This window comes from Leifsonia sp. 10N434 (assembly GCF_056394405.1).
Map to the genome: position 1 here is coordinate 467491 of NZ_JBFTHV010000004.1, position 10937 is coordinate 478427.

Sequence of the window (10937 nt, forward strand, 5' to 3'; positions counted from 1 at the left end):
ACGTGTCCAAGCGCATCGAAGTCAACGACCTGAACGTCTACTACAGCAGCTTCCTGGCCGTCGAGGGCGTCTCCCTCACCATCGAGCCCCGCACCGTCACGGCCTTCATCGGCCCGTCGGGCTGCGGCAAGTCGACCTTCCTCCGCACCCTCAACCGGATGCACGAGGTGATCCCCGGCGCCCGCGTCGACGGCGAGGTCATGATCGACGGCAACAACCTCTACGGCCCGGGCGTCGACCCGGTGCTGGTGCGTCGCCAGGTGGGCATGGTCTTCCAGCGCCCCAACCCGTTCCCGACCATGTCGATCCGCGACAACGTGCTCGCGGGCGTCAAGCTCAACAACCGCCGGATGTCGAAGTCCGAGGCGGACGAGCTGGTCGAGTCGTCGCTGCGCGGCGCCAACCTCTGGAACGAGGTGAAGGACCGCCTCGCGCTGCCGGGCTCCGGCCTGTCGGGCGGCCAGCAGCAGCGTCTCTGCATCGCGCGGGCGATCGCCGTCTCCCCCGATGTGCTGCTGATGGACGAGCCCTGCTCGGCCCTCGACCCGATCTCGACCCTCGCGATCGAGGACCTGATCGAGGAGCTCAAGAACGACTACACGATCGTGATCGTGACCCACAACATGCAGCAGGCGTCGCGCGTCTCCGACCGCACCGCGTTCTTCAACATCGCGGGCACCGGCAAGCCCGGCAAGCTCATCGAGTACAACGACACGAACATGATCTTCTCGAACCCGAGCGTGCAGGCCACGGAAGACTACGTCTCCGGCCGCTTCGGCTGATCCGCCCCGGCTTTTCACACCGGGCGCTGCACACAATCGAGTCCGAACTTGTTGCCCTGAAACCCGGCGTTTCACCGCAATAAGTTCGGACTCGATTGCGTGTGAGCCGGGCCGGATGCGCGCGGGCGGGATGCGCGATGCGCGAGCACACTCAGGAGGCGATGGCGACGATCGGCTTGGTCGTCGGCTGCTTCGAGCCTCCGGCGGGCTCGACGGTGACACCGACGGCGTCGCCGGCCGACATGGTGCCGGCGAGCACACGCCACGTGGCGCCGGCCTCGGAGGCGGTCATCGTTCCCGCCGGGGTCGCCGTGCCGTCGCGGATGTACCAGAGCTCGTAGGTCTTGTCGTTCGGCAGCGCGGGCAGGTCCTTCGCGACGAGCGCCGACTTGCCCAGTTCGCCCGACCAGACGAGGGTGGCCGTTCCGCCGCCTTCGACCGGCGCGGTGGCGCGCTGCACGTCCGGGGCGGCGTTGATGCTGGCGAGAGCCGTTGCCTGCTGCACCTGGAACGAGTTGCCCGCTCCGATGCTGTTGCCGAGGAACACGCCCCCGACGAAGAGCAGCACGGCGGCCGCCGCGGCGGAGACGATCGCGACCGGACGCGTGAACCAGCGCGCGCGGGCCTTGGTCTCGGCGCGCGTCTCTGTGCCTGTGCCGGTCTCTGCGCGCGTCTCTGTGCCTGTGCCGGTCTCGGCGCGCGTCTCGGTGCCGGTCTCTGTGCGTGTCTCTGCGCGCGTGTCAGCGACAGGCGCGACGGATGGGGCCGCATCCGGGGTCTCGACGGCCGGCTGGGCCGCATCCGGGGTCGCGGGGAGTTGCGGGGTGGACGCGAGCTTGGCGAAGAGGTCCGCCTTGAGCGACGGCGGCGGGGCGACCGCATCGGCGGCCAGACCCAGCTGGGCCGCCACCGACTCGAACTCGAGCGCCTCGTCCGGCGTCTCGGCGCCGAGCTCGTAGCCTAGGCGCGCAGGGGTGTCCTGCCTGCCGTCGGTCATGGTGTCACCCCCAGTTCGTCTCGTAGCCGTATCATCGCATCGCGCAGCCGAGTTTTCGCTGTGCCGAGCGGGATCCCGAGGTGCTCGGCCACCTCGCTCTGACTGAGTCCGCCGTAGTACGCGAGCATCACGGCTTGGCGTTGGGCGTCCGACAGCTTGGCCATCGCCACCTCCACCCTTTCGTGCTCGACACGCACCTCGACGGTCTCCGCCACCTGGTCGTAGCCGACGGGGATGTCACGGATCCCGACAGCCGTATCCCGGTTCCTCGACGCCTGCGCGGCGCGGACCCGGTCGATCGCGCGGCGGTGGGCCATGGTCATGATCCACGTCAGCGCTCGACCTTTATTCGGATCGAACCGCGAAGCGGATTGCCAGATCTCGAGGAAGACCTCCTGGGCGACCTCCTCGGACTGCGACGGATCGACGAGAACCCGGCGGACGAGCCCGAGCACGCGCGGTGCCGTCTGGTCGTAGAGCTCGGAGAAGGCGGCCTGGTCTCCCGTGGCCGTGGAACGCAGGAGGTCGTCGAGAGTCACGGCTGCGGCGTCATCCACGTCGTTCCCGCTCTCTTCCGGCATAGTTCCAGCATCGCAGGTCCCCGCCGGCTCACGCGCGAACACCACGGCGTCGACAGTACCCTGACGATCCGCGAACGAGAAGCGCCGGGCCGCAGAACGCCTCTCGGCGCGAGGCCGCTCGGAGCGGCTAATTTTGGAGCCCGGGGTTACTGCGGCCCGGCACTGATCAAGTTTACCCGAGCATCCGGCCGGCGGTCACGGCGTGGCGTTCGCAGCGGGAGAACATCGCACGCGGCTCAGCCGGCCGGGGGTGTCAGCCGGGAGCGCTGGCCGAACCGGTCGGCGCACCTCAATGCGTGAAGGTCGACACGAGACCCTCGGTCGGCATCGGCGCCTCCAGGCGGTCGAGGTACTCGACGGCGTCCCGGATGTCGAGCACGAGCGATTCGGCGAGGTTACGGCTGAGCCCGTTGCGCACCACGATGCGCTGCACCACGAGGTCGGCGAGATCGTCGGGCATGGGATAGGCCGGGATCAGCCAGCCCTTGAGCCGCAGCCGCTCGGACAGGTGATAGAGGTTCCACTTGTCCGTGTAGCCCTTCCGCAGCTGCCAGGCGAATACCGGGATGTCTCCCCCGTCGTTCCACAACTCGAATGCGTCGATCTTCGCGATCTCGCCCGAAAGGTACAGGGCGACATCCTGACAGGCCTTCTGCACGCGGTAGTAGCCGTCCCAGCCCAGCCGGAGGAACAGGTAGTACTGCAGGAGCACCTGCGCACCGGGCCGCGAGAAGTTGAGCGCGAAGGTGGGCATGTGGCCGCCGAGGTAGGTGACGTCGAACACGAGGTCGGGGTCGAGGTCGGCGGCGGTGCGCCAGATGACCCAGCCCAGACCGGGATACACCAGCCCGTACTTGTGCGCCGAGGTGCTGATCGAGACGACCCGGTCGACGCGGAAGTCCCAGTGCAGCTCGGGCTGGAGGAAGGGGGCGATCATGCCGCCGGATGCTCCGTCGACGTGGATCTTGACATCCCAGCCGCTCTTCTCCTGGATGCGGTCGAGCGCTGCGGAGATCTCGGCGATGGGCTCGTACATCCCGGTGTAGGTGACGCCCATGATCCCGACGACGCCGATGGTGTTCTCGTCGACGTAGTTCTCGAGGTCGTGGCCGTCGAGGACCTTGTGCTCGAGGGAGATGGGGACGTAGCGGGCCTCGACATCCCAGTAGTTGCAGAACTTCTCCCAGCACACCTGCACGGCGCTGGAGAGGATCAGGTTGGGCTTGTCCGTCGGCTTGCCCTGCGCTCGACGCGCCTTCTGCCACCGGCGCTTGAGCGAGAGACCGCCGAGCATGCACGCTTCGGACGAACCGATGGTCGAGGTGCCGAGGGCGTTCTCCGGGTCGGGAGCGTTCCAGAGACCGGCGAGCATCTTCCAGCAGCGCGTCTCGATGGCCGCCGTCTGCGGGTACTCGTCTTTGTCGATCATGTTCTTGTCGAGGGACTCGGCGTACAGCTTGGTCGCGTAGTCGTCCATCCACGTGCCCACGAAGGTGGCGAGGTTCAGGCGGGCGTTCCCGTCGAGCATCGACTCGTCGTGCACCACCTGGTACGCGGTCTCCGGGAGGGTCTCCCCCGGCGGCAGGGTGTTGAGCGGAAAGTCGGTGGACTCGCCCACGCGGGCGAAGAGCGGATTCAGCTGGTTGTGGTCGCCGATCCCGGTGAACGCGTGGACGGGCGTGCTGCTGGGGCGCGAAGAGGACGTGCCGGTCTGAGATTCGGGCGTGGTGGTCATGCCTCACACGTTAGGAACGGCCGCGGGCGACGGCGTCACCCCGGGAGGGTGATCTTGCGTGGGCGGGCGCGCTCGTGCGCGGCGGTGTGCGTGCGCTGGCGGGTGCGCGTGCGCGTGCGCGGGTGCGCTCGTACGCGGGCCCGTGCGCTCGCGGGTGTGCGGGCCGGGTCAGTCGAGCGACTCGTGGCGCCACAGCCGCGCGCACGAGGTGAGCTCCTCGGCGGTGCGGGTGAAGCGGAGTGCACGTGTCGTCAGCTCGCTCGCACGTTCGGGAGCCGTCGCATCCTGATCGTCGGCGACGGATGCGCATCCGGCAGCTGTCACGCGGCAGAACGCGGCCGCCCGGTCGAGCGCGACGGCGAAGTCCCCCTCGAACAGTCCGCGCAGGATGCGGTCGGCGAGGTCGGTGATCTCGTCGGGTCCGGTCGGCGTCGATGCGCCGGCCACTACGGGGTCGATGGTGGGGACGATCTCGGAACCGCGCTGGAAGAAGAAGGCGGTGCCCACCGGATCCTGCCGGATCAGCAACCGCAGCAGGTAGATGCGCCAGAGCGCCCCCGGAAGACTGCGTGCGTTGGACCGCGACCACAGCTCGGCGATGGCGTCGATGCCGTGGGCGTCGGTGAACTCGACGAGCCGGTCCACGATCTGCGCATCCGGATCCGCGCGCACCCGGTTCAGCAGGGCGTGCGCCGTCTCGTGGGCGACCCGGCTGATCTGCGCCGGATCCTCGCCGCCCATGAAGGCCTCGAACATGCCGCTCGGGAACGTCGTCGGCTTGTGGAAGTGCTCCGTCATGGGCTCCATTCTCCGCCCGCTTGCGCCCCGAGCCGAAATCATTTCGCCGCACGCGGAACCCCCGACGGCACGTTCGAAGGGCTCCGCGATTCACGCTAGATTAGAAACGTATGGGCCTGTAGCTCAGTTGGCAGAGCATCGGACTTTTAATCCGCGGGTCGTGGGTTCGAGCCCCACCGGGCCCACCCAGTGAATCAAAGGGACCCGACGCCGTTTCCAGCCACTCCCGAAGTCGCAATTTCTGGATTTGCCCACGGTTTGCCCACAACTTCTGGGGACCCAAGGCGGCTCAATGCGTCTCCAACGGCATCCAGGTCATCGTCGAAGAGGTCGGCGTAGACGTCGAGTGTCATCGCTGCGGAGGCGTGACCGAGCATCCGCTGCACCGCTTTGACGTTCGCGCCCGCCGAAATTGCCAGGCTTGCCGCGGTGTGACGAAGGTCGTGGACCGTCGGCCGCAGGAGATCCGGGTGCCTCTCGCTCAGCTCGTCCGCTGCTTTGTCGAACGCCTTCCGCTTCCAGTTGTTCACGCGGAGCGGGTGACCGTTCGGCGACCGGAAGAGCAGTTCGCGGGAGCCTCTTTCGCGGACCAGATCCGTGAGCTCGTCCGCAAGAAAAGCGGGGAAGGGAACGCTGCGCTGCTGGTGATTCTTCGGAGTGCCATAGACCAACCTGCCATCGGTGAGTTCCACGACGGCCCGCTCTACTTGGATCCGCCGACGAGCGAATTCGACATTCCGGACTTCGAGCGCTGCCAGCTCACCCCAACGCAAGCCGGTGTAGCCGAGGAACAGCACCACAAGGCCCTCTGAGCCGCACAACTCGGCCAGCTCGTGCAATTGGGCGTGAGTCAGGTATGGATGCTTCTTCGGCCGAATTCGAGGCAGTCGGATACCGTCGGCCGGGTTGCGGCCCAGCCGTCCATCGCGGACGGCGTACTTGAGAATCATCGAGAACACCCGGTGATATGAACGGACCGTCCGGGCGCCCACTCTGCTGTTCTCGTCAGAGATCCAGGACTGGAGGTCCGAGTGCGTGATCGCGTTCAACGGCGTCGAACCCCAGCGCGGCTGAAGACGGCCCCTGGTGATCGAGACGTAACCCTGGAGCGTGCTGGGTTTGACCTGCACGAGCGAGTCGATCCACTTTTCGCTCCAGGCCCCGAAGTCGATGCCAGCGCGAGCAGCGGGCACATAGTCGCCTCGAGCTTTCGCCAATTCGAGCGAGGCCAAATAGAGCTGGGCCTCGTACTTGGTTCTGAATCCCCGCTTGTCGGTCTGCTGGTGGCCCGGCGTACGGTATCGGACCCGGTAGCGCCGCCCGGCGGCCGTGTCGTACGCGCTTATGCTCCCCATCGACCTCACCCCGTTCGTGAGTATCCAGCCGCCCGCCGACACTGTCCGGGCGGCGGAAAGGCCACTCGAAAAAACGCCCTCACTTACACGTTGTGGTTTCGCCCTCGATTTGGCGCGCAAACCACATCCTTGCCAGGAATCCCACAGTGCCTTCGTCCGCCCCGACGGCTGAGAATGGCGCGTTGAGCGACCGGGTCAAGGGCCCTGCGCGTCGCTCCGCGATGCAGCGGAGCTGCACCCTTGACGCGGTCGCTCAGCGCGCGAGAATGCCTCGAGCGGGGCGGATGGATGAGACCGGTCAAGCAGCGAACCGCACGGCGTGGCCCCTCAAGTTGCCAGCGTGGCTAGCGCAATACCGACAAGGATGGCCCAACTTCCAGGACGATGGCGGGCGATCTCAACCGGCGAACGAACCCTCTCATGTGCTTCTGGCAGGAACCGGTCGAGCTTCGCGATGGCCACTTAGTGGCCGGCGCATACCGCTGCCAGCGCTTCGCGGTGCCCGGGCCGTTCACGATCGGTTCCCGTGAGGCCGTCGTCGACGGGGATTTCTCCTCGTCGACGTCGAGGGTATAGAGCGCGTTGTGTTGCGCGTGAGATCTTGGACGTTTGGTGAAGACGCGTGCGTCACCGATGAGCACACTTCGGGCGGTAGCGTTTGAGGCACCATCGCCGGGCATGTTTGCGGGCGGGTCTTATGGGAATTGCGCTGCCGCGAAATGCGCTAGCCACCGAATTAGCGCCGGGCGCAATGGGCGTCGCGCTGATCGACCGGCTAATGAAACAGACGCTGGGGTGCGCTGGATATGACGGCGTGGACGTGGTTTACTCCACCCATGGCAATCGCTCCCGTGTTCAACGGGGACGCCTTGGTCGCTGCGCTAGACGCCCGACGCTCCGAGTTGGGCCTCGGGTGGCCCGACCTGGCACAGGAACTGACCGACCAGTCAAGCAGGTTGAGGGCTGCGCTGAACGACCACGCGGTCTGTTCAGGCGCATTGGTCCGCACAGTCAAGCGCGGCTCGATGTCCTGTCAGTACGCCCTGATGCTGCTGCAATGGCTCGACCGAGCCCCCGAGGAATTCCTGATCGGAGACCGGCGGGAGCTCGATGACACACGCTTACCCACCATCGGGACTGACGTTCGCCTGCGGTGGGACCTACCTCAGCTTTACGCCGCCGTGAACGATCAGCGGCGCAGGCACGAACTCACCTGGACTGCACTGGCCGCCCAGTTCGGGTGCACGCCGAGCCGCCTAACCAACTTACGCACGGCACGGCTGGCCGACATGGATCTCACCATGCGGCTCACGCAATGGCTCGGCCGGCCAGCGGCAGACTTCGTACACCCCGCCACCTGGTGAGAGGGGCATCCCGATCCAACCAAGGCCACGCCGCCCGCTGATGGATCCGCTTGCGCCCACGACGCCTGAGACACGTCTACCACAACCGAAGCGACTAACCGCCACTCAGCGATAGCGTCGCGGTGTGCGAAGTCGACAGAAAAGCTCCGGGTGGGCAGCGACGGTTGTCGTGCTGCTAAGCATTGGCCTGACAGGCTGCGGCCAGGCCGGAGGCTGCGGCATGGCGGTCACGCCAGCTCCCCAAATCTCGGTGGATGTGAAGGCTTGGATCAAAGCTCATCCGGACACCAACGTGCGGGTATGCGTCGGCGGCAACTGCACCGCCGGAAACAGCAATGTCGTGGTCACGGGGCAGGACCCGATGACACCGTTCCACCACGGCGATACAGTCGACGTCACAATTGATCCGATCCGCGACTCGACTCCGGTCGGGTCCATCCAGGCGATTGCTCGTCTCTCCGACGGGCAGTGCGGCCAGTGGGGAGCGCACCTCCAGCTCACGGCCGGCGGTCGCGTAAGACCACTAGCCGGCTGACGCCGCACGGATTACGGGGCACTTCAGAGCCAGCTCGTTGTCCCGGTGAGCGATCCGCCATCGAAGCCTTCGGTCAGCGATCGATGTCCGAAGCAAGCGAGAGGTCCCTGCTCGACGAACATCCGGTGGTGCTTGCGGTAGGAATCGCGGATGATCGACAGATGACCCGGTTCGCCATCGACGCCCCAACATGTATGGCCCTCATCCGGCACCACGTCGCTCTTTCTGCTGGCCATCAGCTCGTTGCACCCGCCGTCCTCCGGTCAGACGTGTTGTGCCTACTGTTCAGCGAAGTTCGGGCAGGACATCTGAGTGAGAACGAGGGCCGGCGTGAGTTGGAACAGTTCGCCGAGATGAAGATCCGGCTCTTGGGAGATCGGGTCTCACGTGCGACCGCGTGGAGGATCGCCCGTGACCTCGGATGGCCCGATCCTCGACCGGCTGAGTACCTCGCAGTGGCTCGCCTTCAAGCTGATCTTCTCGTCACAGATGACCCGCACCTTATCGAGGGTGCCGCCGTGATCACCCCGGTCGCGGGCCGTGACGCCTTGAACCAGCAGCCCTCATCCGAGAATTCTCGGTAAGCGATCGTCAAATGAACCAGAGTGCTAAGCCGATTCCCCAGGAGACGACGGGCAGGGCGACAACGAGAAGCAGGACAGCGGTCGCGTTGACGCGCAACCTCAGTCCTTGCGCCGTCTGAACTGTTATGAGGGGAACTGCGAAAGCAAGCACCACCACACAGCCGTACCCGCCGAGCTGGAACGCCACTTGCGCCTCGCCGAGGTCGGTGTTGTAGTCCGCTGGCCACCACCCGAGTTCAGCGGCCCATCGAAACGGCAGGGCTCCCATGAACAGGTAGAGGAAGAACATGGGAATCGCCGCGATGATGTACCAACGGAGCATTCTCCATCCGGAGGAGCTGGCCGTTGGACTCGTCGTGGTCATCGTGCGCTCCGCCCTCGGCTCCGACCGTCTGGGTTCAGGTGGCTCCTCTTTCAGGTCGATCACTGTTCAATGATCGCGGAAGAGTTGAAACTCCCCTGCTGGTAGTTGAAGCAGAGCTGGTAGGCGCGTTCAGCACTCGAGAGCGTGTCCCATTTCAGCAGCTGCTTCGCCGCTAGGTCGGGGCTGACGAGATCCTGCGGGAGAGCAAGCGGACTGTTGTCTTCTGAGATATTGGTCTGCGACAACGCGTCAGCGATACGAGTTCGAATGGATTCATCACCGCATCGCTCAATCTCCGCTGCGCTGATCGTCACGGTTGCGATCGTTGAACTCGTTGGAGATGACGACGATGAGTTGGAATTGTGGACAATCTCGGCGGGATGATCTGAGCACCCACCGACGCACATAGTGGCAATAGCAATCAGTGCGAAACGCGCCCACTTCGAACTCATCAATTCCCCCTACACACAGGCTACGTGACCCCTGCCCAGGACGGTCAATCTGGCGGCGATGCGAGAGAGCGCGTGGCGCGACATCATCTTTCGCGTCAAGGGCGAGACGCCTTCGCGCCACGGACGGCCCCTCTGATCACACACCCAGCGCCACAACCTCGCGCTCGGCGCGCGCAATATGGTTCGGCTTAGCCTCTCCGCCCCAGTGACCAGCAACGCCGCACCACCGAACCTCTGAGCGTCGTCAGCCGTCGTGCGCGTAACACGATCCCTCCCCGCCGGTAGCGCCGCCTGCACGCGGCGCTGTAGGGGGTCTCGTTCATCCGACAGATTCGTACACCGCGATCATTGTTCGACCTCGAGAGCCCGTGGACGCTGCGGGTGGCAACACTGACCAGCGACGGGTAGTCGACCGAGTTGCGTTCAGAGGTCGACCTCTCCGTCTGTCGGGTTCCGGCCATGTGTTGCCGGGTGGCGGGCCTGCCATTGCTTGAAGATCTCCCACAAGGTCAGTCCCACCCATGCCCCCAGAATGCCGAAGACCATCGAATCGGTCAGCGCGTCGAGGAGCCGAAGCACGACCGCGATCAGAAGGAACGCACCGGTCTGGACGGCCACGGTGAGGAGAAGGCTGGAACGGAGGGTGCGCTGCCGGGCCGTCTCGTGTAGATCATCGCCGCCCACCCCCGGCTGGTGTGGCTTCATCGTTGGTCGGTCCAATTCTGGTAAATACGCTGGCTCGAGTACGAGCTTGTGAAGTGTGTGGGCCGCGGCGCGATCAACCGTTCCTCGGATAACAGACACCGCAGCCAACGACCGAATCTAGCGGATAGGCCCCGATAGTGGGTAGCCAGCAAAGTCAGTACAGGTCCGACCGCCCGCGCGTATGCGACGCACATGATCGCGGCTGCCGAATTAGGAGCCGAGCATAGGGGCAGCGACTCGCGCTCGGGCGCCCTCCTGTGAAGCAAAGCTACGTGCGGACCTGTGCCCGCAGAGGGATCGGCTTACGGGCGATAGGTGACGATCGCTCTGTGACCGGTTCGCCGCCTCGAGCGTGTTGTAGCGCCGGGGAATTGATCGGATCTCTATGGTGGGCGGGTGGGCGACCCGAATTGGATTGAAACCACTCGCCAGTCGTATGACACCGTTGCAGCTAACTACGCGGACTTCACTCGGGCTGCGATGGATCGGGTGCCGGTCGCAAATTCATTCTTGGACCTCTTCTCATCGCTTGTTGGACGGGAGGGGCGCGTCCTCGACGCAGGCTGCGGCCCTGGTTGGGTCACGGCCTACCTGCGCGACCGCGGTCTCAACATCAGTGGCATCGACCTTTCACCCCGGCTCATTGAGATAGCGCGCACGAATTACCCGGAAATCAGTTTCGAGG

Annotated in this window: 13 protein-coding genes and 1 tRNA gene; 5 read left to right on the top strand and 9 right to left on the bottom strand. The window is 65.4% G+C overall.

Annotated features, from left to right (window positions below; all coding sequences use genetic code 11):
* Nucleotides 1–2: 2 nt before the first annotated feature.
* Nucleotides 3–782, top strand: a complete 780-nt coding sequence (pstB, locus tag AC1DB1_RS13550; RefSeq protein WP_271175560.1) for a phosphate ABC transporter ATP-binding protein PstB — start codon at nucleotides 3–5, stop codon at nucleotides 780–782.
* Nucleotides 783–933: 151 nt separating this feature from the next.
* On the opposite strand, the gene AC1DB1_RS13555 is transcribed toward pstB, so the two are convergent.
* The 4 genes from AC1DB1_RS13555 to AC1DB1_RS13570 all read right to left on the bottom strand — a co-directional run bounded on the left by AC1DB1_RS13555 (nucleotide 934) and on the right by AC1DB1_RS13570 (nucleotide 4893).
* Nucleotides 934–1779 (bottom strand): anti-sigma factor, encoded by an 846-nt coding sequence (locus AC1DB1_RS13555; protein WP_477201148.1) that lies wholly within the window; start codon nucleotides 1777–1779, stop codon nucleotides 934–936.
* Nucleotides 1776–2360 carry a sigma-70 family RNA polymerase sigma factor gene (locus AC1DB1_RS13560; protein WP_271175562.1) on the bottom strand — a complete coding sequence of 195 codons (585 nt, stop codon included), beginning with the start codon at nucleotides 2358–2360 and terminating at the stop codon, nucleotides 1776–1778. Before AC1DB1_RS13560 ends, AC1DB1_RS13555 begins: the two co-directional genes overlap by 4 nt.
* 289 nt (nucleotides 2361–2649) lie before the next feature.
* Nucleotides 2650–4095: a glutamate decarboxylase gene (gad, locus tag AC1DB1_RS13565; protein ID WP_477201149.1), complete on the bottom strand. Its 1446-nt coding sequence runs from the start codon at nucleotides 4093–4095 to the stop codon at nucleotides 2650–2652.
* Between the two features lie 168 nt (nucleotides 4096–4263).
* The gene (locus AC1DB1_RS13570; protein WP_271175564.1) at nucleotides 4264–4893 is read right to left on the bottom strand and encodes a DNA-directed RNA polymerase subunit beta; all 630 of its coding nucleotides are present in this window, start codon (nucleotides 4891–4893) and stop codon (nucleotides 4264–4266) included.
* A gap of 112 nt (nucleotides 4894–5005) precedes the next feature.
* On the opposite strand from AC1DB1_RS13570, the gene AC1DB1_RS13575 reads away from it, so the two are divergent.
* A tRNA-Lys gene (locus tag AC1DB1_RS13575) sits at nucleotides 5006–5078 on the top strand.
* Between the two features lie 9 nt (nucleotides 5079–5087).
* On the opposite strand, the gene AC1DB1_RS13580 is transcribed toward AC1DB1_RS13575, so the two are convergent.
* A complete protein-coding gene (locus tag AC1DB1_RS13580; protein ID WP_477201150.1) occupies nucleotides 5088–6248 on the bottom strand; it encodes a tyrosine-type recombinase/integrase in 1161 nt (386 codons plus the stop codon).
* Nucleotides 6249–7084: 836 nt separating this feature from the next.
* Here AC1DB1_RS13580 and AC1DB1_RS13585 point away from each other — a divergent pair.
* Nucleotides 7085–7612 (top strand): hypothetical protein, encoded by a 528-nt coding sequence (locus AC1DB1_RS13585; protein ID WP_271177210.1) that lies wholly within the window; start codon nucleotides 7085–7087, stop codon nucleotides 7610–7612.
* A gap of 220 nt (nucleotides 7613–7832) precedes the next feature.
* A complete protein-coding gene (locus tag AC1DB1_RS13590) occupies nucleotides 7833–8147 on the top strand; it encodes a hypothetical protein (protein WP_271177209.1) in 315 nt (104 codons plus the stop codon).
* A gap of 23 nt (nucleotides 8148–8170) precedes the next feature.
* Here AC1DB1_RS13590 and AC1DB1_RS13595 read toward each other — a convergent pair whose 3' ends face one another.
* The 4 genes from AC1DB1_RS13595 to AC1DB1_RS13610 all read right to left on the bottom strand — a co-directional run bounded on the left by AC1DB1_RS13595 (nucleotide 8171) and on the right by AC1DB1_RS13610 (nucleotide 10252).
* Complete coding sequence (locus AC1DB1_RS13595) at nucleotides 8171–8383, bottom strand: hypothetical protein (protein ID WP_477201151.1); 213 nt, start codon at nucleotides 8381–8383, stop codon at nucleotides 8171–8173.
* 355 nt (nucleotides 8384–8738) lie between these two features.
* Complete coding sequence (locus AC1DB1_RS13600) at nucleotides 8739–9158, bottom strand: hypothetical protein (RefSeq protein ID WP_477201152.1); 420 nt, start codon at nucleotides 9156–9158, stop codon at nucleotides 8739–8741.
* A complete protein-coding gene (locus AC1DB1_RS13605) occupies nucleotides 9155–9409 on the bottom strand; it encodes a hypothetical protein (protein WP_477201153.1) in 255 nt (84 codons plus the stop codon). The genes AC1DB1_RS13600 and AC1DB1_RS13605 overlap by 4 nt, the downstream gene beginning before the upstream one ends.
* Nucleotides 9410–9970: 561 nt before the next feature.
* Nucleotides 9971–10252, bottom strand: a complete 282-nt coding sequence (locus AC1DB1_RS13610; RefSeq protein WP_477201154.1) for a hypothetical protein — start codon at nucleotides 10250–10252, stop codon at nucleotides 9971–9973.
* Between the two features lie 396 nt (nucleotides 10253–10648).
* On the opposite strand from AC1DB1_RS13610, the gene AC1DB1_RS13615 reads away from it, so the two are divergent.
* Nucleotides 10649–10937: methyltransferase domain-containing protein (locus AC1DB1_RS13615; RefSeq protein WP_477201155.1), on the top strand; the 289-nt coding region annotated here is incomplete at its 3' end.